This is a genomic window from Duganella aceris, from assembly GCF_011090165.1.
GTDB lineage: Bacteria > Pseudomonadota > Gammaproteobacteria > Burkholderiales > Burkholderiaceae_D > Rugamonas > Rugamonas aceris.
On the sequence record NZ_JAADJT010000003.1, the window covers coordinates 347528 to 371323 of the forward strand.

Annotated in this window: 17 protein-coding genes; 15 read left to right on the forward strand and 2 right to left on the reverse strand. The window is 67.2% G+C overall.

The features are described from left to right. Positions 1 to 15: 15 nt before the first annotated feature. Positions 16 to 774: a flagellar brake protein gene (locus tag GW587_RS08790; RefSeq protein WP_166101175.1), complete on the forward strand. Its 759-nt coding sequence runs from the start codon at positions 16 to 18 to the stop codon at positions 772 to 774. Between the two features lie 3 nt (positions 775 to 777). Here GW587_RS08790 and GW587_RS08795 read toward each other — a convergent pair whose 3' ends face one another. Together GW587_RS08795 and fliE are read right to left on the reverse strand one after the other, a co-directional pair. After that, complete coding sequence (locus tag GW587_RS08795; RefSeq protein ID WP_166101178.1) at positions 778 to 1575, reverse strand: hypothetical protein; 798 nt, start codon at positions 1573 to 1575, stop codon at positions 778 to 780. A 64-nt stretch (positions 1576 to 1639) separates the two neighbouring features. Further along, entirely contained in the window at positions 1640 to 1984 is a 345-nt protein-coding gene (fliE, locus tag GW587_RS08800) for a flagellar hook-basal body complex protein FliE (RefSeq protein WP_166101634.1), read from the reverse strand. Positions 1985 to 2208: 224 nt separating this feature from the next. Between fliE and fliF the strand changes: the two genes are divergently transcribed. The 14 genes from fliF (at position 2209) to GW587_RS08870 (ending at position 23728) form a co-directional block, all read left to right on the forward strand. Continuing rightward, complete coding sequence (fliF, locus tag GW587_RS08805; RefSeq protein ID WP_166101180.1) at positions 2209 to 3960, forward strand: flagellar basal-body MS-ring/collar protein FliF; 1752 nt, start codon at positions 2209 to 2211, stop codon at positions 3958 to 3960. After that, the gene (fliG, locus tag GW587_RS08810) at positions 3953 to 4951 is read left to right on the forward strand and encodes a flagellar motor switch protein FliG (protein ID WP_166101182.1); all 999 of its coding nucleotides are present in this window, start codon (positions 3953 to 3955) and stop codon (positions 4949 to 4951) included. Before fliF ends, fliG begins: the two co-directional genes overlap by 8 nt. Next, on the forward strand, positions 4951 to 5706 hold the full coding sequence (locus tag GW587_RS08815) for a flagellar assembly protein FliH (RefSeq protein WP_166101185.1): 756 nt from the start codon (positions 4951 to 4953) through the stop codon (positions 5704 to 5706). Before fliG ends, GW587_RS08815 begins: the two co-directional genes overlap by 1 nt. Before the next feature lies 1 nt (position 5707). Next, complete coding sequence (gene fliI, locus GW587_RS08820) at positions 5708 to 7114, forward strand: flagellar protein export ATPase FliI (RefSeq protein ID WP_166101188.1); 1407 nt, start codon at positions 5708 to 5710, stop codon at positions 7112 to 7114. A gap of 35 nt (positions 7115 to 7149) precedes the next feature. Beyond that, positions 7150 to 7590 (forward strand): flagellar export protein FliJ, encoded by a 441-nt coding sequence (gene fliJ / locus GW587_RS08825; protein ID WP_166101191.1) that lies wholly within the window; start codon positions 7150 to 7152, stop codon positions 7588 to 7590. 30 nt (positions 7591 to 7620) lie between these two features. After that, on the forward strand, positions 7621 to 9282 hold the full coding sequence (locus tag GW587_RS08830; RefSeq protein ID WP_166101195.1) for a flagellar hook-length control protein FliK: 1662 nt from the start codon (positions 7621 to 7623) through the stop codon (positions 9280 to 9282). Positions 9283 to 9487: 205 nt separating this feature from the next. After that, positions 9488 to 10009, forward strand: a complete 522-nt coding sequence (gene fliL / locus GW587_RS08835) for a flagellar basal body-associated protein FliL (protein WP_207393396.1) — start codon at positions 9488 to 9490, stop codon at positions 10007 to 10009. A 10-nt stretch (positions 10010 to 10019) separates the two neighbouring features. Next, entirely contained in the window at positions 10020 to 11000 is a 981-nt protein-coding gene (fliM, locus tag GW587_RS08840; protein WP_166101201.1) for a flagellar motor switch protein FliM, read from the forward strand. A gap of 45 nt (positions 11001 to 11045) precedes the next feature. Continuing rightward, complete coding sequence (fliN, locus tag GW587_RS08845; RefSeq protein ID WP_166101204.1) at positions 11046 to 11474, forward strand: flagellar motor switch protein FliN; 429 nt, start codon at positions 11046 to 11048, stop codon at positions 11472 to 11474. After that, on the forward strand, positions 11471 to 12088 hold the full coding sequence (fliO, locus tag GW587_RS08850) for a flagellar biosynthetic protein FliO (RefSeq protein ID WP_166101207.1): 618 nt from the start codon (positions 11471 to 11473) through the stop codon (positions 12086 to 12088). Before fliN ends, fliO begins: the two co-directional genes overlap by 4 nt. Continuing rightward, entirely contained in the window at positions 12078 to 12854 is a 777-nt protein-coding gene (gene fliP, locus GW587_RS08855; protein ID WP_166101210.1) for a flagellar type III secretion system pore protein FliP, read from the forward strand. Before fliO ends, fliP begins: the two co-directional genes overlap by 11 nt. 9 nt (positions 12855 to 12863) lie before the next feature. Then, positions 12864 to 13133 (forward strand): flagellar biosynthesis protein FliQ, encoded by a 270-nt coding sequence (gene fliQ, locus GW587_RS08860; RefSeq protein WP_166101213.1) that lies wholly within the window; start codon positions 12864 to 12866, stop codon positions 13131 to 13133. 101 nt (positions 13134 to 13234) lie between these two features. Further along, a complete protein-coding gene (gene fliR, locus GW587_RS08865) occupies positions 13235 to 14077 on the forward strand; it encodes a flagellar biosynthetic protein FliR (RefSeq protein ID WP_166101215.1) in 843 nt (280 codons plus the stop codon). 84 nt (positions 14078 to 14161) lie between these two features. Continuing rightward, entirely contained in the window at positions 14162 to 23728 is a 9567-nt protein-coding gene (locus GW587_RS08870; RefSeq protein WP_229259358.1) for an SPM autocatalytic domain-containing protein, read from the forward strand. The last annotated feature ends 68 nt before the right edge of the window (positions 23729 to 23796 follow it).

Here is a 23796-nt window from a genome sequence, read left to right on the forward strand (position 1 = left end):
TTTGACTGGCGACAGATGTACCCACACTTTCAGGATGCGGAATTGGAAAACTGGCACGATTTTGAAGTCGAATCACGGAAGGAGATTTTCTCCCTGCTACGCGGTATCGGCGAAAAAAACCAGTTGATCCGCATGCTGATCCAGGGCGAATCGGACGTCTGCGTGACCTCGATCCTGGATGTGGACGAGGCCGGCAACAGCGTGCTGCTCGACTGCTCGATCGACAAGGAGCAGAACCAGCGCATCCTGGGCTCGCGCCGGCTGTCGTTCGAGACCACGCTCGACAAGGTGCGCATCCTGTTCGCGGCCGACCTGATCGAGGCGGCGGTGTTCGAAGGCAACCCAGCGTTCAAGATCGCCATCCCACCGACGCTGATCCGGCTGCAACGGCGCGAGTATTACCGCATCTCGACGCCGGTGAGCAACCCGGTGCGGGTGGTGATCCCGCTGCCGGCCGAGCTGGGCGGCAGCACCACCTTCCCGCTGGCCGACATCAGCTGCGGCGGCATCGCCATCCTCGACAACAAGATGATCCTGGGCGACACCATCGGCAAGACCTACGCCGGCTGCAGCATCGACCTGCCGGAGATCGGCCAGGTCAAGACCGAGCTGCACGTGCGCAACTCGCTGGACCTGACGCTGCTCAACAACAAGACCAACCGCCGCCTCGGCTGCGAGTTCGTCAACATCCCGCGCGGCATGCTGGCCTATGTGCAGCGCTACATCACCAAGCTGGAGCGCGAGCGCAACGCCCGCATCGCCGGCCTCGGCTAAGCGCTACTCGAACGCCAGCGTGGCGCGCACGCGCCAGGCCGGATCGATGCCGGCCGGCTGCGCATAGCGCGCCAGCGCCGCCTTGCCCTTCTGCTTCACATACGTCATCAGGCTGTTTTCGATGCGGTGTTCCTCGAACTGCTCCTTGCCCATGTCGCGCACGCCGGACGGCCGCTCGACATCGCCGCGCCGCAGATAACGCCAGTTGATGGCGCCTTCGGCCGGAATGAACTCCATCGCCAGCGTGCCGGACATGCGGTAGCGCGCCGCGTCGGGCGGGAATTCGACGTTGGCCATCACGTCGTAGGTGACGCCGGCGATGTACACACAGGCCTGGAACAGCGCCGGCGGCATGCGCTCCAGCGCGGCGTTGAAGGCGTCCTGCTGTTTTTCGGGATCGGCGGCCGGCACGCAGGCGGCCGGCAGGTTCAGCGGCCGGTGCGCCGCCCACCACAGCGCCAGGCCGTGCTCGCGGCCGGCCACGGCGTAGCCGGCGGCCAGGCGCGGGATCGCCGAGCGGTTGCCGGCGGCGTCGGCCAGCAGGTACAGGTTGACGGCCTTGTCCCAGTCCGGCTTGACGCACACGCCTTCCTCGAACATGGTGCCGGCCACCAGCAGCACGGCGGGATGCCGGGACTTGATGCCCTCCTTGATCGCGCCGACGGCGCCGGGGCAATCGCCGCTGGCGAGAAAGGCGGTGACGGTGGCCAGTCCCTTGGGATCGGGCGCCAGGCTGTCGGTGCCGGCCCAGGCCGGCGCGGCCAGCGCCAGCATCAGGGCGAGATAAATCGGACGGGACACTGGCATTCCTTGCTCTTATGACAAAGAATCAGTGTTACATAAAAGACATTACCTGTAAAGCGGGTCAGACCTGCATGTTCATGATGTCGTGGTAGGCCGACACCAGCTTGTTGCGGACCTGGATCGAGGCCTGGAAGTTGATGCTCGACTTCTGCATCGAGATCATCACGTCCGACAGACTGACGCTGTCGTCGCCCATGGCGAATTTCTTGCTCAATTCGCCGGACTCGACCTGACTGGCGTTGACCGCGTCCAGCGACTTCTTCAGCGCGTCGGCGAACTCCGCCTTGGGCGCGGCCGGCGCCTCGGTCTGGATCACCGGCGGCGTCAGGCCCGGGCGCGTGGCGTGCGCCTTCAACTGCGCGATCATCGCCTGGATCTGGCTGCCGTCGATTCCACCTGTTCTCATCATCACTCCTGTCTTGTTGCTGCCGTGGAACAAATTCCACGACATGGCCGAGCGCGGCGTTACAATACGGCACGGCTCTATCAGTGCTGCCAGAATATCGTGGACCGGGCCAGTCCCCAGGACCGAGCAGGGCCATAAACGGCGCTCTATTCGTGGCATTGACCGCGCCGGAAACAGGCAATAATGGCTCATTCCCACCAGAAACTCATTGGAAACCCACCATCATGGCCGTAGCGGAAGAAATCCAAAACGACACCGCCGCCCCGCAAAACGACGACGGCGCGGAACGAGTGCCCTTCATCCGGACGCCGATGGGCCGCAACTTCCTGCGCGCCGCCGGCGCCGCGGCCATCGTCGCGGTCCTGCTCGGCCTGTGGCTGTGGAACAAGCCGCCGGAATACGCGGTGCTGTTCTCCAACTTCACCGACCGCGACGGCGGCGCCATCACCGCCGAACTCGACAAGCTGAACGTCAAGCACAAGTTTTCCGACAACGGCTCGGCGATCCTGGTGCCGGCCGAGCAAGTGCACGACATCCGCCTGAAGCTGGCGGCCCAGGGCTTGCCGAAAGGCGGCAACGTCGGCTTCGAGCTGATGGAGAACCAGAAACTGGGCGTGTCGCAATTCCTGGAACAGGTCAACTACCAGCGCGCGCTGGAGGGCGAACTGGCGCGCTCGGTGATGTCGCTGGCGCCGGTCGAGAACGCCCGCGTCCACCTGGCGCTGCCGAAACCGTCGGTGTTCGTGCGCGACCAGCAAAAGCCGACCGCCTCGGTGATCGTCACGCTGCACCCGAACCGCATGCTGGATCCGCAGCAGACCGGCGCCATCGTGCATTTGATTTCGTCCAGCGTGCCGGAACTGTTGCCGGCCAACGTCACCGTGGTCGACCAGGCCGGCAACCTGATTTCCGACCAGAACAAGAACGGCAGCGCCGGCCTGAACGCCAAGAACATGGATGAAACCCAGCTCAAGTATGTCAAGGACATGCAGCTGCAGGTCATCAAGCAGGTCGAATCGATCATCATCCCCATCGTCGGCGAAGGCAATGTGCGCGCCGAAGCCACCGCCGACGTCGATTTCTCGCAGATCGAGCAGGCGGCCGAAACCTACAAGCCGAACTCGCCGCCGGCCGCCTCGGCCATCCGCAGTCAGCAAAGCGTGGAGACCAACGGCAACGGCGGCAACGCCAATCCGGGCGGCATTCCGGGCGCGCTGTCGAACCAGCCGCCGGGCACCGCCACCGCGCCGCTGACCCAGGTCGCGGGCGCCGCCGGCCCCAACGCGCCGGCCCCGGGCACGCCGCCGGGCACCGCCGCCGCCGCCGCCGCCAACGCGCCGACCCACAAGGAATCGACCACCAACTACGAAGTCGACAAGACCGTGCGCTACGAGCAGCGCGGCATGGGCGGCCTGCGCCGCATGACGGTGGCGGTGGTGGTCAACTACAAACGGCTGGTGGATAAAGACGGCAAAGTCACGATCAAGGCCTATACTCCTGAAGAGATGGCGAAAATCAACGACCTGGTCAAGCAGGCGATGGGCTACAACCAGGATCGCGGCGACGCCGTCAGCGTGGCCAACTCGCCGTTCGACGGCGTCGACAAGCCGTTCCAGGCGCCGCCCGACTGGTGGCGCGACCCGGCCAACCTGCCGATGGCCAAGGATCTGGCGAAGTTCCTGATCACCGCGCTGGTCTTGCTGTACATCCTGATGCGCATCGTGCGGCCGATGATGCGCCCGGTGTTCAAGAAGATCGACGAGATCAATGCGCCGGAGCCGGAACCGGACGTGCCGGAGGAAGTGGTCGAGGAAGGTCCGGACGAGGCCCTCATCGCCGAAGAAGAATTGCGCAAGATGGAAGAAACCACCGCGCGCGGCTACCGCGAAAACCTGGCCATGGCCAAGAAGCTGGCGGTGGAGGATCCACGCATCGTTGCCAACGTCATCAAGGAATGGATAGGCGCAAATGACTGAAAATACCGGACTGCAGAAAGCCGCCATCCTGATGCTGGCGATGGGCGAGAGCGAGGCCGCCGAGGTGATGAAGTTCCTCGGCCCGCGCGAAGTGCTGAAGCTGGGCGCCGCGATGGCGACCATGAAGAACGTGCCGCACGACGAAGTGGTGGGCACGCTGGACAACTTCCGCGACATGGTCGCGGCCGCCTCCACCGTGGGCCTCGACTCCGACGAGTACATCCGCCAGGTGCTGACCAAGGCGCTGGGCGACGACAAGGCGTCGGTGTTGCTGTCGCGTATCCTGGGCGGCAAGGACGCGTCCGGCATCGAATCGCTGAAGTGGATGGATTCGCAATCCGTGGCCGAGCTGATCCGCAACGAGCACCCGCAGATCATCGCCACCATCCTGGTCCACCTGGAGCGCGACCAGGCCTGCGAAATCCTCGGCCACTTCACCGACCGCCTGCGCAACGACGTGGTGCTGCGCATCGCCACCCTGGACGGCGTGCAGCCGGCCGCGCTGCGCGAGCTGAACGACGTGCTGACCAAGCTGTTGTCGGGCAACGAGAACATCAAGAAATCGTCGCTGGGCGGCGTCCGCGCCGCCGCCGAGATCCTGAACTTCATGAGCGGCGAGCAAGAAGGTTCGGTGATGGACAACATCAAGAACTACGACAACGACATGGCGCAGAAGATCATGGACGAGATGTTCGTGTTCGACAACCTGATCGATATCGACGACCGCGGCATCCAGCTGCTGCTGCGCGAAGTGCAGTCGGAAATGCTGATCATCGCCTTGAAAGGCGCGTCGCAGGAACTGCGCGACAAGATCTTCAAGAACATGTCGGCGCGCGCCAGCGAAATGATGCGCGAGGACCTGGAATCTAAAGGACCGGTGCGCCTGTCCGAAGTGGAAACGCAACAGAAGCAGATCCTGCAAATCGTGCGCCGCCTTGCCGACGAAGGCCAGATCGTGCTCGGCGGAAAAGGTGAGGATTCCTTCGTCTGATGGCCATGTTACCCAAAGAGCAGCAATCGGCGTTCCAGCGCTGGGAGATGACGTCGTTCGGCGACGAGCGTCCCAGCACGGTCGCCCTGCGCCAGGCCGAGCAGCGCGAGCGCGACGCCGAACAGGCGCACTTCGACGCCGAGCAGCGGGTGCAGGAAGCGTTGCAGGAGCAGCAGGAACAACTGGAAATGGGGCCGCCGCTGCCGCCGCCGGTCGAATACCCGACCGTCGAGGAACTGGAAGCGATCCGCGAGCAATCCCGCAAGGACGGCCATGACGAGGGCTTCGAAGCCGGCCGCCTGGAAGCGATCGAGGCCGGCAGGCTGGCCACCGCCGAAGCGCTGCAACAGGTGCGCGCGCTGGCCGACACCTTCGGCACCGCGTTGCAGGACGCCGACCAGCTGATCGCCAACGAAGTGCTGGACCTGGCCTTGCAACTGGCCAAGGGCATGCTGAAGAACGCCTTGCAGGTCAAGCCCGAGCTGGTGCTGCCGATCGTGCGCGACGCCATCGAATACCTGCCGGTGCTGCAACAGCCGGCGCTGCTGGTGCTGCATCCCGACGACGCCGCCATGGTGCGCGCCGGCATCGGCGAGGAACTGGACAAGGGCGGCTGGCGCGTGGTCGAGGACGCCAGTATCGGCCGCGGCGGCTGCAAGGTCGACACCGCCACCAACCAGATCGACGCCACCGCCGCCGCGCGCTGGCAACGCCTGAGCCATGCGCTCGGCAAGGAAGTGGACTGGCTGGCCTGACATGGACACCCTCACCCCCGCCAACCCGCACGCGGGCCGCTGGAAATCCTACCTCAACGATTGCTCCGCGCTGGTCGGCTTTGTCGAGCCGATGCAGGTCTCGGGTCGCGTCACCCGCGTCGCCGGACTGGTGATGGAAGCGGTCGGCCTGCGCCTGGCGGTCGGCGCCGCCTGCACCATCCCGCTGCCGGCCGGCGGCAAGATCGAAGCCGAAGTGGTCGGCTTCGAGGGCGATAAACTATTTCTGATGCCGCAAAGCGACGTCGAGGGCGTGGTGCCCGGCACCCGCGTGTTCCCGGTCGAACCATCGATCCCGAAACCGGGCAGCGTCACCCACCCACGGCGCCGCCCCAGCGACCGCGCGCGCCACCTGCCGGTCGGCCCGGAACTGCTGGGCCGCGTGCTGGACGGCGCCGGCCGCCCGCTCGACAACCTCGGCCCGCTGAACGCCACCGACAGCGCGCCGATCAACGTGCGCCCCGCCAATCCGCTGGGCCGCGCGCCCATCGTCGAGACGCTGGACGTCGGCGTGCGCTCGATCAACGCCATGCTGACGGTCGGTCGCGGCCAGCGCATGGGCCTGTTCGCCGGCTCCGGCGTCGGCAAATCCGTGCTGCTGGGCATGATGGCGCGCTACACCGAGGCCGACATCATCGTGGTCGGCCTGATCGGCGAACGCGGCCGCGAGGTCAAGGAATTCATCGAACAGATCCTCGGCGAGGAAGGCCTGGCCCGCTCGGTGGTGGTGGCGGCCCCGGCCGACACGCCGCCGCTGATGCGGCTGCAGGGCGCGGCCTACGCCACCGCGATCGCCGAGCACTTCCGCGACAAGGGCCAGAACGTGCTGCTGATCATGGATTCGCTGACCCGCTACGCCATGGCGCAACGCGAGATCGCGCTGGCGATCGGCGAGCCGCCCGCCACCAAGGGCTATCCGCCGTCGGTGTTCGCCAAGCTGCCGGTGCTGGTGGAACGCGCCGGCAACGGCGAAATGGGCGGCGGCTCGATCACCGCCTTCTACACCGTGCTGACCGAGGGTGACGATCAGCAGGATCCGATCGCCGACTCGGCGCGCGCGATTCTCGACGGCCACATCGTGCTGAACCGCCGCCTGGCCGAATCCGGCCACTACCCGGCGATCGACATCGAGCAATCGATCAGCCGCGCCATGCACTCGATCACCTCGCACGAGCACCAGAACAAGGCGCGCCATCTGAAGCAACTGTTCTCGCGCTTCGAGCGCAGCCGCGACCTGATCAGCGTCGGCGCCTACGCCGCCGGCACCGATCCGGTGCTCGACCAGGCGATCCAGCTGCATGACCGGATCGAAAACTTCCTCCAGCAACAAATCACCGAACGCGTGACCATGGGCGAGAGCTTGGGCCAACTTACCTCTCTGTTCGACTGATTGCCGCGACCAACCGCTACTTATAATGGGTCATCATGGCTTCCAAAGCGCAACTTGAAACTCTGATGGACCTGGCGCGGCGGGAAACCGACGACGCCGCCAAGCGGCTGGGCGTCGCGCTGAAGGCGGTCGACGAGGCCAGGCAGAAGCACCAGATGTTGCTCGGCTTCCGCGAGGAATACGAGAAGAAATTCGTGGCGGCGCAGGCGGCCGGCATCACGCCGATGGCGTACCGCAACTTCCAGGCCTTCATCGAGAAGCTGGAAACGGCGGTCAGGGGCCAGCAGGACATGATCAAGCACGCCGAGTACCGCAGCGAGCAGGAAAAGACCGCCTGGCAGGCCAGCGAACGCAAGCGCATGTCCTACTCGACCCTGAACGACCGGGCCGACGCCGACGCGCTCAAGCTGGAAAACAAGCGCGACCAGAAGCAGATGGACGAACACGCAGCACGACAGGCGTATTACAAACGCTGACGCATTTAACCAACCGATACGGCGCGACCCATGCAAACCTCGAACATTCAACTCCCTTCCCTGACCGCCGAAGCGACCGCCGCCTCCAAGACCAAGTTCAACCTGAGCGGCGCCGGCACGGATAATCTGTTCAAGCAAGCACTGTCGCGCGAGATGGACCAGCGCCAGGCCAACGCCGGCGGCGCGAACGCGCCGGCCAAGAGCGCCGAGCGGCCCGCCGCCTCGCGCTCGTCCGCGCCCAAGCAGGCGGCGCCGGCCAAGCCGGTCCAGCCGCAACAGAACAAGCAGGCCGACGACGCCAGCGAGGCCAAGCCCGCCGCCGGCGCCAGCCAGGCCGCCGCCGCGCCCGCCCCGGCGCCGGCCAAGAGCGCCTCCAGCGACAACGACCGTGGCGCCGACGGCGCCGACAGCGACACCGAGGCCGCGCAAGCGGCCGATCCGGTGGCCGACATGCTGGCCCTGGTGGCGGCCTTCAATCAGCCGCCGGCGCCGGCCAGCGCACCGGTGGCCGATGCGGCCGACAGCGCGCTGGCCTCGGCCGCGACGGCCGGCGCCAGCGCCGCCTCGCTGGCCGCCGACGCCGCTGCGGCAGCCGCGCTGGCGGCCAGCGCCTCGAGCGCCGCCGCCGACACCGGTGCCTCCGACGCGGCCTCCGCTCCCGAGCTGACCGCCGAAGGCGTGCTGGACGCTTCCGCCGTGCAAGCCGCCAAGGATGGCGCCGAAGCGAGCGCCACCACCTTCAAGGATGCGCTGGGCCAGGCCGGTTCCACCGCCGCGCAAGCCAGCGCCGATGCGGCCGCGGCCGCCGTCGCCGCCGCAGCGGCCGCCAAGGCCGCCGCCGATGCGCCGGCCGCCGCGACCGTCGTGCCGCAGGCCGTGGCCGCCCAGACCAAGACCGACACCAGGCCGGCCGCCGCGACCCCGGCCGAGCAGCCGCTCGATGCCGCCGCCGCGACCGACACCGACGCCGCGCCCAAGGTCGGCGCCGACGTTATCAACCGCATCGAAACCAAGGCCGCGCCGGCCGGCGACGAGCAGCCGCAGCTGACGCAAACCCGGCAGCAGCAAGCCGATCCGCAACTGGCCACGACCGCCGCCGCCACCAAGACCAGCGCCAACGCCGATTTCGCCGCCGCGCTGAAGGAAGCCGCGCCGGCCGCCATCGCGCCGACCGCCGCCAAGGCGGCGCAGGAAATCGCCAAGGCCGCCACCGCCGTGCCGACCGACAAGCTCAACAGCCGGGTCGGCACCCCGGCGTGGGATCAGCAACTGGGCCAGAAGATCGTCTTCATGGCCGCCGGCGGCGAGCAGAGCGCCACCATGGAATTGAATCCGCCCGACCTCGGCCCGTTGCAGGTCGTGCTCAGCGTCAACAAGGACCAGGCCACCGCCGCCTTCAGCTCGGCCGCGCCGGAAGTGCGCCAGGCGCTGGAAGCCGCGCTGCCGAGGCTGAAGGAGATGATGAGCGAGGCCGGCATCCAGCTGGGCAGCGCCACCGTGTCGGCCGGCATGTCGGACCAGAACAACGGTTTTAACCAGCAAGCCGCATCGGCCCAGGCCGGCAACGGCAACGGCGGCGGCAACCGGGGCGGCGCCCGCTTCGGCAACGACGGCGGCAACGGCGCCGAGGCGCCACGCAGCGCCCCGCCGCAGCGCCGCGTGCCGGCCGGCGCGGTCGACACCTTCGCCTGATCCCACGACGCCGCCAGAACCACCGGGACCGGCGCCGCGCCCTCCCGGTTTTTTGTTGTCTGTTACACTAGGGAAACGTCGAGCAGTAGCGGGATCGTCCTTCTTTTCAGCGGATCCAACTGCGCAGCAGCAACTGATAATGACATAATGGCGTCATGATCCACTTCCGCACCACGCAAGGGCTACTTTGAAAGCGAACCCAAAAATGAAAGCCGATCAGAAAGTTGAAGCCCCCACGGGTGGCGGCAGCAAGAAGCTGATCATCATCATCCTGGCGGTGGTGCTGTTGCTGGGCGCGGTCGGCGGCGGCGCGGCCTGGTTCTTCCTGCACGGCAAAGCCGATGCCGGCGAGGAACACGACGAGGCGCCGTCGAAAAAAGGCAAGAAGGCCAAGAAGCCGGTCGGCCCGCCGGAGTACGTGCCGGTGGAAGCGTTCACCGTCAATCTGCAACCGGGCGAGAACGGCGCCGACCAGTATCTGCAGGTGGCGTTCACGCTGGAGGTGGGCGGCCTGGAAGAGAAGGAAAACATCAAGAACAACATGGCCAAGGTGCGCAGCCGCATGCTGTTGCTGCTGTCGAGCAAGCACGCGTCGGACATCAGCACGCCTGAGGGCAAGATCGCGCTGGCCAAGGAAATCGTCGCCCAGCTCAAGGAACCGTTCGAAGAGCGCGGCACGCCGCAGGAAATCGAAGATGTGCTGTTCACATCCTTCATCATTCAGTAAGTAGAAAGTCATGGCCGATAATTTTCTCTCCCAGGAAGAAGTCGATGCCCTGTTAAAGGGCGTCAACGGCGATCAGGACGACGTCCAGCAGCAGGAGGACGTCGCGGGAGTCCGTACATACAACCTGGCCACCCAGGAACGTATCGTCCGTGGGCGCATGCCGACGCTGGAAATTATCAACGAACGCTTCGCCCGTTTGCTGCGCGTCGGCCTGTTCAACTTCCTGCGCCGCAGCGCCGAGGTGTCGGTCGGCTCGGTGCGGGTGTCCAAGTATTCCGAGTTCATCCGTAACCTGGTGGTGCCGACCAACCTGAACCTGGTGCACATGAAGCCGCTGCGCGGCACCGCGCTGATGGTGTTCGATCCGGGCCTGGTGTTCCTGCTGGTCGACAATCTGTTCGGCGGCGACGGCCGTTTCCACACCCGCGTCGAGGGCCGCGACTTCACCCAGACCGAGCAGCGCATCATCCTGCGCATCCTCGATATCGTGTTCGAGGCCTATACCAAGTCGTGGGAACCGGTCTACCCGGTCGAGTTCGAATACATCCGCTCGGAAATGAATACCCAGTTTGCCAACATCGCCACGCCGAACGAGGTGGTGGTGGCGTCGACCTTCACGGTGGAGCTGGGATCGGTGTCCGGCCAGATCCACTTCTGCATGCCGTACTCGATGATCGAGCCGATCCGCGATTCGCTGACCTCCAGCCTGCAGGGCGAGGCGCTGGAAGTGGACAAGCGCTGGATCCGCCTGATGACGCAGCAGATCCAGATCGCCGAGGTCGAGATCGTCGCCTCGCTGGGCACGGCCAAGGTCAACTTCGACGACATCCTGAACATGCGGGTGGGCGACATCATCCCGCTGACCATCCCGGAAATGATCTCGGCCACGGTCGACGGCGTGCCGGTGATGGATTGCAGCTACGGGGTCATGAACGGACAATACGCGCTGAAGGTGGAGAAACTGCTCGCCAATGCCGATAATATTAAATAAGACCGGCGCAACCGCCGCCGGTGACCGCGATACAGGAGAGAAATAATGTCGGATAATCAAGACGACCAGGCCATGGACGACGATCCATGGGGCGCGGCGATTGCCGAGCAGGCCCAGGCGGAAGCCGCGGCGCTGGAGAAACAACAGTCCCAGGCGGCCAGCGCGGCCGTGTTCAAGGACTTTTCCAGCACGCCCAGCAAGACCGAGACGCATAACGATATCGACTTCATCCTCGACATCCCGGTCCAGCTGACGGTGGAACTGGGGCGCACCAAGATCGCCATCAAGAACCTGCTGCAACTGGCGCAGGGTTCGGTGGTGGAGCTGGACGGCCTGGCCGGCGAGCCGATGGACGTGCTGGTCAACGGCTGCCTGATCGCCCAGGGCGAGGTGGTGGTGGTGAACGACAAGTTCGGTATCCGCCTGACCGACATCATCACGCCTTCCGAACGTATCCGAAAATTGAATAAATGAAGCACGGCCTTACTCTGACCCTGATCCTCGCGGCGGCCTTGGCCGCCGCGCCCGCGATGGCCCAGCGCACCGTGTCGGGCACCATCGGCGGCGCCCACGCCGCCGTCGCCACGGAAACGCCGGCCACGCCAAGCGCCCCTGCGGCCTCCGCCGCGACCGAGGCCGGTGCGCCTGTCCCCGCCGCCGCGCCGGCCGCCACCCCGGCCGCGCCACCCGGTCCGCTGGCGATGACCATCCCCACCCCGCCGGCCAGCACCGCGTCCGGCGGCGGCGGCCTGCTGTCGACCACCTTCGCGCTGCTGTTCGTGCTGGCGCTGATGCTGGGCCTGGCCTGGTTCATGAAACGCTTTGGGCCGAAAACCTTCGGCGGCGGCAACAGCCACGTCAAGCTGGTCGGCAGCCTCAGCGTCGGCACCCGCGAGCGCATCCTGGTGGTCGAAGTGGGCGAACAATGGATCGTGGTCGGCGCCTCGCCCGGCCGCATGAACGCGCTGGCCACCATGCCGCGCCAGGACAGCGGCGACGCGGCGCCGCCCGGCCCGTCCGGCGCCCCGCCGTCGGCCAGCTTCGCCGAATGGTTCAAACAAACGATCGACAAACGCCATGGCAAATAAGCGGTCCGGCATCGCCCCGGCAACGGCCGTCAAGGCGCTGTGGATGCTGGCCGCGCTGGCCCTGCCGCTGCTGGCCGGCGCCGAGTCCAGCATCGGCATCCCGGCCCTGACCTCGACTCCGGCCCCGGGCGGCGGCACCAACTACACGCTGCCGGTGCAGACCATGCTGCTGATGACGGCGCTGACCTTCATCCCGGCGGCGTTGCTGCTGATGACGGCCTTCACCCGCATCATCATCGTGCTGTCGCTGCTGCGCCAGGCGCTGGGCACGCAATCGGCGCCGCCCAACCAGGTGATCGTCGGCCTGGCGCTGTTCCTGACGCTGTTCGTCATGGGCCCGACCTTCGACAAGATCTACACCGAAGCCTATCTGCCGCTGCAGGAAAACAAGATCAACATGAGCGAAGCGATGGACAAGGGCGCCGCGCCGCTTAAAACTTTCATGATGAAGCAAACCCGCCAGGCCGACCTGGCCTTGTTCGTCAAATTGTCGCGCAGCCCGGCGCTGCAGGGGCCGGAAGACGTGCCGCTGCGGATCCTGGTGCCGGCCTTCGTCACCAGCGAGCTCAAGACGGCGTTCCAGATCGGCTTCGCCATCTTCATTCCATTTCTGATTATCGACATGGTGGTCGCCTCTGTACTGATGTCGATGGGGATGATGATGATGTCGCCGGCGGTGATTTCGCTGCCGTTCAAGCTGATGCTGTTCGTGCTGGTGGACGGCTGGCAGTTGCTGCTCGGCTCGCTGGCCCAGAGTTTTTACTAGGAGGCCGCGATGACACCCGAAAGCGTGATGACGATGGGCCGCCACGCGATGGAGGTCACGCTGATGATCGCCGCGCCGATGCTGCTGGTGGCGCTGATCATCGGGCTGGTGGTCAGCATCTTCCAGGCCGCCACCCAGATCAACGAGCAGACGCTGTCCTTCATCCCCAAACTGGTCGGCATTTTCGTCGCGCTGGTGGTGGCTGGACCGTGGATGCTGGCGGTGATTCTTGACTACATGCGTGAAGTCTTCACCGGTATCCCGCTGCTGGTGGGATAGTGGTTTTCACAACATGTAACAGTTTACAACTTACCAAAAAGTTCGCTTAGAATGCCCCAATTGATGCTTCGCGGAAATGTAACAGTGGGTAAGCAACCCTCATGATTACCGTCTCGTCCGCCGATATCAATATGTGGATCGCTGCCTTGCTGTGGCCGCTTACCCGGATCCTGGCGCTGATCGCCGCCTCGCCGCTGTTCGGCAACAGTTCGGTGCCGGCCAGCGTCAAGGTCAGCCTGGGGGTGATGCTGGCGCTGATCGTGGCGCCGGCGGTGCCGGCGCTGCCGGCCGCCGATCCGCTGTCGCTGGCCGGGCTGTTGATCCTGATGCAGGAAATGCTGATCGGCCTGGCGATGGGCTTCACCATCCGCGTCATTTTCGCGGCGGTGGAGATGGCGGGGGAGATTTCCAGCCTGACCATGGGCCTGGGGTTCGCGACGTTTTTCGACCCCAACACCCGTGGCCGCTCGTCGGCGATCAGCCAGTTCCTGTCGCTGGTGGCGACCATGGCGTTCCTGGCGGTGAACGCCCATCTGGTGCTGCTGTCGGCGCTGGTGGAGAGTTTTTCCACGTTGCCGATCTCGGGGTCGCCGGTGTACGGCGGCGGCTTCAAGCAGATGGCCGACTGGGGCGGCGCGATTTTCAGCACCGGCGTGCAGCTGTCGCTGCCCATCGTTGGGGCGTTGTTGATTACCAACGTGGCGCTGGGCGTGCTGACGCGCGCGGCGCCGCAATTGAATTTGTTCGGCATCGGGTTTCCGATCACGTTGGGGGTGGGCTTGCTGGTGATCGCCATGACCCTCCCCTACCTGGCCACCCCGGTGCAGAACCTGTTTTTGGATGGCATTGAACGGGTGCGGCTGATGCCGCGCACATGGTCCGAACGCCCGCCCCCACCCCGGCCGGCAAGCTCGCCGGCGCGTCCGGCGGGCCTGGGACCATAGCGAAATTCAATCGCCAGCCAGTTTATTTTTGGTTTCCATAAAGCAATTCTGCGCTATGATGGGGGCTGCCCCGGAGATCCTGTAATGACGACGCTCGTTCCAACATTTACTACTGCTAACATTGCCAGCTGGACCACGGCGCAGATAGTCACGCTGACGACCGAAGACATGCAAGCGTTCAGCTCCGACCAGATCGGGGCGCTCTCCACCACCGGCCTGCGCGCGCTGACCACGCGGCAGATCGCCAATTTGAGCCTGGACGGCGTGCTCGGCATCACCACCGACGGCATCCCGGCGCTCACCAACGCCCAGGTCGCCGCGCTCACCGGCGGCCAGATCCAGACCCTGAGCAGCGACCAGCTGATCGCGCTGAACACGCGCGAAATCACCGCGCTGACCACCAGCCAGCTCAACGCCCTGGCGCCGGCCCAGGTGGCGGCGCTGGAAACCGTGGACATCCGCGCGCTGCAGACGCTGCAGATCAACAGCATCGGTTCGGACCAGATCGGCAACCTCACCACCGACCAGATCGCCGCGCTGAGCTCGCGCCAGCTGGTCGCCATCAGCACCCGCGCCATCACCGCGCTGACCAGCGACCAGATGCTGTCGCTGTCGTCGACCGCGCTGCAACAGCTGGTCAGCAGCCAGATCAACGCTCTGACCGAATGGCAGCTGGGCACGCTCACCACCGACCAGATCGCCCAGCTGAGCACGCTGCAGGTCAGCACCCTGGCCACCACCTCGCTGGCGCTGTTGACCAGCGACCAGTTCGCCGCGCTGGAAACCCGCGACCTGATCTGGCTGTCGAGCAAGCAGATCGCGGCGCTGACCCAGACCCAACTGGCCGGCATCGGCACCGACCAGGCGCACGCCTTGCGCAGCAACGAGATCGCCGCGCTCAGCGGCGACCAGTTGGCGCTGCTGAGCACCGACCAGATCAACGCGCTGAGCTCGCTGGCGCCGTTGAACTCGAAACAGATCGCCGGCCTGACCACCGACCAGATCGCCTCGCTGACCACCAAGACCATCGCCGCCCTCGGCACCGCCCAGCTGGCCGCGCTGAACGCCGACCAGGTGGTGGCGCTCAACAGCGACCAGCTGATCAGCCTGGGCACGGCCCAGGTGGCGGCGCTGACCACCAACCTGCTGACCCAGCTGACCACCACCCAGCTGCAAGCCATCGAGCTGCGCGACATCGCGGTGCTGACCAGCGGCCAGGTGCGCGCCCTCAGCAACGAACAGATCGCGGCGCTGACCACCGCCCAGGTCGCCGCGCTGAGCAGCGCCAACGAGCAGGCGCTGCGCCCGGACCAGATCGCCGCACTGACCACCGACCAGATCGCCGGCCTGAAATCGCTGCTGCCGCTGACCAGCCTGCAGATCCAGGCGCTCACCACCGACCAGCTGACCTGGCTGGAAACCGCCGACCTGGTGGCGCTCACCAGTTCCCAGCTGGCGGCGCTGACGCCGGACCAGATCCAGGCCTTGAGCACCGACCAGGTGGCGTGGTTGACGACGCTGCAGATCGCCGGCCTGAGCACCAGCATGCTGAGCCAGCTCAACACCGACCAGATCGCCGCCATCGAGACGCGCGACATCGCCGCGCTGACCACCAGCCAGATCCAGGCGCTGACCGCCAGCCAGCTGGTGGTGCTGAGCACCGACCAGATCCGCTCGATGACCACCAACGACGCGGTGGCGTTGCGCCCGGAGCAGCTGGCCGCGCTGACCACCGACCAGATCGTCGCGCTGAAGTCGCTGCTGCCGCTGCGCAGCGTGCAAATCCAGTCGCTGACGACCGACCAGATCGCCGCGCTGACGACCCAGACCATCGGCACCCTGTTCAGCAACCAGCTGAATGCGCTCAATGCCGACCAGCTGCACGCGCTGAGCACCGACCAGCTGGTCGCGCTCGGCACCAGCCAGGTGGCGGCGCTGAGCACCGCGCTGCTCAGCCAGCTGACCACCGACCAGTTGCAAGGCCTGGAGACGCGCGACTTCGCCGTGCTGACCACGCGCCAGATCCGCGCCTTCGACACCACCCAGATCGCGGCGCTGAACACCGACCAGATCGTCGCGCTCAGCAGCGCCGACCTGCAGGCGCTGACCGCCGAGCAGGTGGGTGCGCTGACCACCGACCAGATCATCGCGCTGAAGTCGCTGCTGCCGCTGACCAGCGCGCAAATCCAGGCGCTCAGCACGACGCAGCTGGCGGCGCTGGAAACCCGCGACCTGGTCGCCCTCACCAGCGTCCAGCTGGCCGCGCTGACCGCCGAGCAGGTACAGTCGCTCAACAGCGACCAGATCGCCGGCCTTACCGTGGCCCAGTACGGCAGCATGAGCACCAATATGCTCAACCTGCTGACCACCGACCAGATCGGCCAGATTGAAACCCGCGACATCGCCGCGCTGCGCACCGCGCAGGTGGCGCAACTGGCCACCGACCAACTGGTGGCGCTGCACACCGAACAATTCGCCGCGCTGTCGAGCGCCGCCGTCGGCGCGCTGTCGACCGACCAGATCGGCGTGCTGACCACCGACCAGCTCAACGCGTTGGCCACGCTGGCCGCCATGAGCAGCAGCCAGATCGGCGCCTTCACCACCGCGCAGCTGGCGGCCTTGTCGACCACCAACCTGGCGTCGCTGGCCAGCAGCCAGCTGCGCGCCTTCAGCGCCGAGCAGATCGGCGCGCTGACCACCGACCAGATCGTCGCGCTCAGCGTCGGCCAATACCGTGGCCTGAGCTCGCTCGCCATCGCCGCGCTCAACACCGACCAGATCCGCGCCATCGAAACCCGCGACATCGCCGCGCTCGACGCCAACCAGGTCAACAAGCTGACCAGCGACCAGATCGTCGCCCTGCTGACCGAGCAGGTCTGGGCGCTCAGCAGCGCCGACACCGCGGCCCTGACCGAAGAACAGGTGGCGGCGCTCAGCACCGACCAGGTCGACGCGCTGCGCTACCTCAACGTGCTGTCGACGCGCCAGATGCGCGCGCTGACCTCGGACCAGATCGGCGGCATCACGCTGAACGACCTGGCCACGCTGAACACGCGCCAGATCGGCGCCATCAGCAGCGACCAGGTGACCGCGCTGAGCACCGACCAGATCGTCGCGCTGAGCACCGCGCAGATCGGCGCGCTCAGCACCAGCGCGCTGAGCACGCTGGGCACCGACGCCATCGCCGCGATCGAAACCCGCGACATCCGTGCGCTGCGCACCGCGCAGCTGGCCAACCTGAGCACCGACCAGATCCGCGCCCTGACCACCGACCAGATGGCGGCGCTGACCAGCGCCGAGGTGCGCGCGCTGAGCGCCGTGCAGCTGGCCGTGCTGAGCAGCGATCAGATCGCCGCGCTGGCCTCGCTGATGCCGCTGGGCACCAAGCAGATCGCCGCGCTGACCTCGGACCAGATCGCCGCCATCGGCACCGACGACATCGCCGCGCTGTCGACCGCGCAGGTGGCCGGGCTGACCTTCGACCAGGCCACCGCGCTGACCTCGGACCAGGTGGTGGCGATGAACACCGCGCAATTGCGCGCGCTGAGCACCGCCGTGCTGGCCGCGCTGGGCACCGACCGCATCGCCGCGCTGTCCAACGGCGACCTGGCCTCGCTGTCGACGCGCCAGATCGCCGCGCTCAGCAGCGACCAGCTGCTGGGACTGAACACCAACCAGCTGCGCGCCCTCACCACCGCCGAGATCGCCGCGCTGACGGCGTCCCAGCTGGGCAGCCTGAACGATGCCCAGCTCGATGCGCTGGCCACGCTGGCCGCGCTGAGCACCCGCCAGCTGGGCGCGCTCAACACCGACCAGGTGTCGCACCTGAACCTGGCCGACCTGCGCTCGCTGGCGACGCGCCAGATCGCCGCGCTCAACAGCGACCAGCTGCGCGCATTGACCACCGACCAGGTCGCCGCGCTGGGCACGCACCAGCTGCGCGCCATCGGCACCGCCGCGCTCGCCACGCTGACCACCGACCAGATCGCCGCGCTGACCAACGCCGAAGTGGCCATCCTGTCGACGCGCCAGATCGCGGCGCTGACCAGCGACCAGCTGGGCGCGCTGAGCACCGACCAGATCACCAGCCTGACCACGGCGGAGATCGCCGCGCTGACGCCGGACCAGAAAGCCGCGCTCAGCAGCGCCCAGCTGGCGGCGTTGTCGTCGCTGGCCAGCTTCAGCAGCGCCGCCATCGCCGCGCTCACCACCGACCAGATCGCCTCGCTGCCGCTGTCCATCCTGGCGCGCCTCACCACGGCCCAGATCGCCTCGCTGACGACCGACCAGACCGGCGTGCTGAGCACCGACCAGATCGTCGCCCTGACCACGGCGCAGGTGCGCGCGCTCACCACCGTCCAGCTGGCCTCGCTGAACACCGACCAGATCCAGGCGATCGAGATCGTCGACCTGCAGGCGCTGAGCACGCGGCAAATCATCGCCCTCACGACCGACCAGATCGCCAACCTGTCGCTGCCGCAGGTGGCGTCGCTGAGCACGCGCGACATCGCCAGCCTCAGCACGCGCCAGGTGCACGCGCTGACCACCGACCAGTTGGCCAACCTGGCCACGCTGGCGCCGCTGACCAGCCGCCAGATCGCCGCGCTGACGACCGACCAGATCGCCAGCCTGTCGAACGTCGCCACGCTCAAGACCAGCCAGATCGCCGGCCTGACCAGCGTCCAGATCGGCGCCCTGAGCACCGACCAGGTGGTGGCGCTGACCACCGCCCAGGTGCGCAGCCTGACCGTCGCCACGCTGGCCGCGCTGAACACCGACCAGGTGCAGGCGATCGAGCTGGTCGACATCGCCGCGCTCGGCACCAACCAGATCATCGCGCTCAACAGCGACCAGTTGGCGGCGCTGACCGCCGGCCAGTTCGCCGCCCTCAGCAGCCGGGTGCTGGCCAGCATGACCAGCCGCCAGATCGCCGCGCTGTCGACCGACCAGATCGACAGCCTGGCCTCGCTGGCGATGCTGACCACGGCGCAGATCCGCGCGCTGACCACCGACCAGCTCGGCAACCTGCTGTTGCCGCAGATCGGCACCCTGAAGACCGCCCAGTTGAGCGCGCTGACCAGCAAGCAGGCGCAGGCGCTGACCACCGACCAGCTGGTGGCGCTGTCGACCGCGCAGGTGCGCGGCATGGGCGCCGCCGTGGTGGCGTCGCTGACCACCGACCAGACCGCCTCCATGGAGGCGGCCGACATCGCCGCGCTGAGCACGGCGCAGATCATCGCGCTGCGCACCGAGCAGATCGCGGCGCTGACGCTGGACCAGCTGAGCGCGCTCACCTCGCGCGCGATCGCCGCGCTGACCGTGCGCCAGGTGGCGGTGTTGACCACCGCGCAGTTCGCCGCGCTGGGCAGCCTGGGCGGCCTGACCACGCGCCAGATCGGCGGCCTGTCGAGCGACCAGGTGCTGGCGCTGACGCCGGCCCAGGTGGCGGCGCTGACCGTGGCGCAGATCGCCGCGCTGACCACCGCCCAGCTGGCGTACTTCGGCGTGCCGCAGATCGGCGCGCTGACCTCGGCGCAGGTGCGCGCGCTGTCGACCAGCATGATCGCCGCGCTGTCGACCGACCAGCTGAGCGTGCTGCCGGACGACGACCTGCGCGCGCTGGGCAGCCACCAGATCGCGGCGCTGACCAGCGACCAGCTGGTCAGTCTGCTGCCGAACCAGTTCGCCGTGCTGACCACGCGTGAAATCGCCGCGCTGACCACGCGTCAGATCGGCTACCTGGACGCCAACATGCTGGGCTCGCTCAGCACGCTGTCCGCGCTGACCACGCAACAGGTCCGCGCGCTCAGCACCGACCAGCTCAACGCGCTGGCGACGCCGAGCTTCACCACCCTCAAGACCAGCCAGCTGGCCGCGCTCAGCAGCAGCCAGGGCCAGGGCCTGACCGACGACCAGATCATCAACCTGTCGACCGCGCAGGTGCGCGCCCTGTCGACCAGCCTGCTGTCGCACCTGAGCCTGACCCAGCTGGTGGCGATCGAAGTCGAGGACTTCGCCGCGCTGACCAGCGCGCAACTGCGCTCGCTGACCACCGACCAGATGCAGGCGCTGCTGATCGACCAGCTGCACGCGCTGAGCACCGCCGACATCGCCGCCTTCACCCAGACCCAGTTGTCCGTGCTGAGCCTGGCGCAGCTGGCGGCCCTGGGCAACCTGTCCGACTACAGCACCGCCCAGATCGCGGCGCTGTCGACCGACCGCATCACCGCGCTGACGGCGGACGACATCGCCTCGCTGAGCACGCGCCAGATCGCGGCGCTGAGCTCGGCGCAGCTGTCGGTGCTCGACCAGACCCAGCTGGAAGCCTTGAGCGGCCAGCAGGTGGGCGCGCTCAGCATCGCCGGCCTGAAGGGCCTGGATGCGGCGCACCTGGCGATGATCGAGGTGGACGACGTGCCGTTCCTGAAGTCGGCCCAGCTGCAGTCGCTCAACAGCGTGCAGCTGCAGGCGCTGACGCCGGAGCAGATCGCCGCGTTGACGACGCAGGGCGTGTCCGGCCTGAAAGCCAACCAGATCCCGCTGCTGACCAACGCCCAGCTGGCCGCGCTGAGCGCGATCAACGGCCTGAGCACCGACCAGATCCGCGCCCTGACCACCGACCAGCTGCCGCTGCTGCTGGCGGACCAGATCGCGCAACTGACCACCAGACAGATCGCCGCGCTGACCAACGCGCAGGTGACGGTGTTGACCACCGACCAGATCGTCGCGCTGGAGACCGGCGACCTGATCGCGCTGGATCCGCGCGCGCTGGCCGCGCTCAGCGCCGACCAGATCGCCGCCATCGAAGGCGCCGACCTGGCCGCGCTGCGCTCGACCCAGATCGGCGTGCTGAGCACCACGCAATTGCAGGCCATCACCATCGACCAGATCGGCTACCTCGGCACCGGCGCCATCGGCGGACTGTCGGCCAACCAGGTCGGCAGCCTCAGCACCGACCAGATCGTCGCGCTGAGCGGCGCCCAGCTGCGCGCGCTGAGCACGCGCGCCATCGCCGCGCTCACCACCGACCAGTTCGTCGCGATCGAGGCCGGCGACATCGCCAGCCTCAGCACCCGGCAGATGCAGGCGCTCAACACCGACGAGATCGTCAGCCTGACGGCCGACCAGCTCAGTTCGCTGACCTCGAGCCAGGTGCGCGCGCTCAGCACGCGCCAGCTGGCGGCGCTGACCACCGACCAGTTCGCGCTGCTGGCGTCGCTGGGCATGCTGAGCACGCGCCAGGTCGGCGGCCTGACCACCGACACGCTGTCGTCGCTGGACGACACCCAGCTCGGCCAGCTGAGCAGCAGCCAGATGGCCGCGCTCAACAGCAAGCAGGTATCGTCGCTGACCACCCACCAGATCCAGGCCCTGACGGTCAACCAGTGGCGCGCCATCAGCACCACCGCCATCCGCGTGCTCAACAGCGACCAGCTGGCCGCGATGGAGCAGGAAGACCTGGCCGGCCTGAAGAGCAGCCAGTTCGCCGCGCTGACCACCTTGCAGATCTCGCAGCTCAGCATCGACCAGATGGGCCAGTTGAGCAGCGCCGAGATCGCCGCGATGACGGCGACCCAGATCAAGACGCTGACGACCGATCAGCTGGCCGGCCTGACGTCGCTCAATCCATTGACCACGGCGCAGTTCAGCGCGCTGACCAGCGACCAGCTGATCTCGCTCGACGGCGACCACATCGCCTCGCTGCGGACCGCGCAGATCGCCTCGCTCGGCAAGGCGCAGCTGCTGAGCCTGAGCACCAACCAGATCGTCGCGCTGAGCGCCGCGCAGATGCGGGCGCTGTCGCTGCTGGCGCTGCCGGGCCTGACCAGCGACCAGATCCAGGCGATCGAAGTGGAAGACCTGCAGGCGCTCAGCACCGCCCAGGTGGCGACGCTGACCGTGGCCCAGGTCGGCGCGCTGACCGTGGACCAGCTGGGCGCGCTGAAGACCGCGCAGATCGTCGGCTTGACCGCCGGCGACATCAAGGCGCTGAGCACCGACCAGATCAACAGCCTGTCGACGCTGGGCGTACTCAGCGACAGCCAGGTGGCGGCGCTGACCTCGGACCAGTTGGGCATGCTGGACACGGACAGCTTCGCCTCGCTGCGCTCGTCGCAGATGGACGCGCTGAACGCCAAGCAGGTGGCGCAATTGTCGACCGCGCAGCTGGCCGGCCTGAGCACCCAGCAAGCGGTCGGCCTGCACCTGACCTACCTGACCACCGACCAGTTCAGCTCCTTGAGCGCGCAATCGCTCGGCGGCCTGAGCACGGCGCAGATCACCACCCTGACCAGCGCGCAGATCACGTCGCTGACCAACGACCAGATCACGGCGCTGAGCACGCGCTCGCTGGCCACGCTGGGCGCGGCGCAGCTGCAGGCGCTGAGCACCAACCAGCTCGGCGCGCTGTCCTCGCTGAGCGCCTTCTCGACGGCGCAGATCCCGAACCTGACCTCCGACCAGATCGCCGGCCTGAACGAAACCCTGTTCGACACGCTGACCACCCGCCAGCTCGGGGTGCTGGGCAGCAAGCAGGCGCCGGGCATCAGCACGCTGCAGATCTCGTCGCTGACCATGGCGCAGATCGCGGCGCTGTCGACCACCGCGCTGAACGCCTTCAACAGCGACCAGCTGCAGACGCTGGACGCCGGCGACATCGGCGCGCTGAAGACGGCGCAGATCGCGGCGCTGAAGCCCACCGTGTTCAGCAGCTTCAACGTCGACCAGATCGCCGCCTTCACCACCAGGCAGATTCCATCGGTCTCGGCCAACCAGCTGAAGGCGCTCAGCGCCGAGCAGATGAACGCGCTGACCGCCGACCAGATCGCCGTGATGAGCGCGGCGCAAAAAGCGGCGATCGCCGCCAGCCCGCTGATCCTCGACCTGGACGGCAACGGCGTGCAAACGCTGGGCTACCAGGCCGGCGTGATGTTCGACATCAACGCCGACGGCGCCAAGGTCAACACCGGCTGGGTCGGCAAGGGCGACGGCTTGCTGGTGCTGGACCGCAACAAGGACGGCGTGATCAACGATGGCCGCGAATTGTTCGGCACCGCCACCGACGCCGGCGGCGGCGGCAAGAGCAGCGACGGCTTCGCCGCGCTGAGCGAGATGGACAGCAACCACGACGGTGTGGTCGACGCCAACGACGCCCAGTTCGCCGACTTGCGGATCTGGGTCGACGCCAACGCCGACGGCGTCAGCCAGGCCGACGAGTTGAAGACGCTGAGCGCGCTGGGCGTGGCCAGCCTGAAGCTGGCGGCCGAGCAGACGAGTGAACTAAACAACGGCAACTGGGTCGGCCTCAGCTCCAGCTACACCGGCACCGACGGAACCGAGCACGCCATGGCCGACGTCTGGTTCCGCGTCAACCGCAGCGCCAACGTCAGCGCGCTGACGCAGGCGATCGCCGGCTACGGCCGCGCGGCCGACCAGGCCGGCGACACCGGCGGATCGCTGCGGCCGCCGGCCGAGGCGGCGCGCGACGACGCCAAGGCGAGCGGCCTGGGCGGCAGCGTGGCGGCGTTGAGCGAGCAGTTGCGGCGCTACGACGCCACCACCGCCCTGAGCGGCGCCGGCGGCATGGCCAACACCGAACGCGAGGACTGGCTGCGCCGGCAACCGGCGGCCGGCATGCTGGCGGCGAAGTAACACGGCGGCGGGCGCCCGGCCCGCCGTTTTCAAGCGACCAAAAAAAAACCGCCATCCGGCGGTTTTTG

Bases quoted from the DNA above. Each gene is read 5' to 3' on its own strand.
- GW587_RS08790 (WP_166101175.1), top strand. From the start codon at position 16: ATGTACCCACACTTTCAGGATGCGGAATTGGAAAACTGGCACGATTTT.
- fliE (WP_166101634.1), bottom strand. From the start codon at position 1,984: ATGAGAACAGGTGGAATCGACGGCAGCCAGATCCAGGCGATGATCGCG.
- fliF (WP_166101180.1), top strand. From the start codon at position 2,209: ATGGCCGTAGCGGAAGAAATCCAAAACGACACCGCCGCCCCGCAAAAC.
- fliG (WP_166101182.1), top strand. From the start codon at position 3,953: ATGACTGAAAATACCGGACTGCAGAAAGCCGCCATCCTGATGCTGGCG.
- GW587_RS08815 (WP_166101185.1), top strand. From the start codon at position 4,951: ATGGCCATGTTACCCAAAGAGCAGCAATCGGCGTTCCAGCGCTGGGAG.
- fliI (WP_166101188.1), top strand. From the start codon at position 5,708: ATGGACACCCTCACCCCCGCCAACCCGCACGCGGGCCGCTGGAAATCC.
- fliJ (WP_166101191.1), top strand. From the start codon at position 7,150: ATGGCTTCCAAAGCGCAACTTGAAACTCTGATGGACCTGGCGCGGCGG.
- GW587_RS08830 (WP_166101195.1), top strand. From the start codon at position 7,621: ATGCAAACCTCGAACATTCAACTCCCTTCCCTGACCGCCGAAGCGACC.
- fliL (WP_207393396.1), top strand. From the start codon at position 9,488: ATGAAAGCCGATCAGAAAGTTGAAGCCCCCACGGGTGGCGGCAGCAAG.
- fliM (WP_166101201.1), top strand. From the start codon at position 10,020: ATGGCCGATAATTTTCTCTCCCAGGAAGAAGTCGATGCCCTGTTAAAG.
- fliN (WP_166101204.1), top strand. From the start codon at position 11,046: ATGTCGGATAATCAAGACGACCAGGCCATGGACGACGATCCATGGGGC.
- fliO (WP_166101207.1), top strand. From the start codon at position 11,471: ATGAAGCACGGCCTTACTCTGACCCTGATCCTCGCGGCGGCCTTGGCC.
- fliP (WP_166101210.1), top strand. From the start codon at position 12,078: ATGGCAAATAAGCGGTCCGGCATCGCCCCGGCAACGGCCGTCAAGGCG.
- fliQ (WP_166101213.1), top strand. From the start codon at position 12,864: ATGACACCCGAAAGCGTGATGACGATGGGCCGCCACGCGATGGAGGTC.
- fliR (WP_166101215.1), top strand. From the start codon at position 13,235: ATGATTACCGTCTCGTCCGCCGATATCAATATGTGGATCGCTGCCTTG.
- GW587_RS08870 (WP_229259358.1), top strand. From the start codon at position 14,162: ATGACGACGCTCGTTCCAACATTTACTACTGCTAACATTGCCAGCTGG.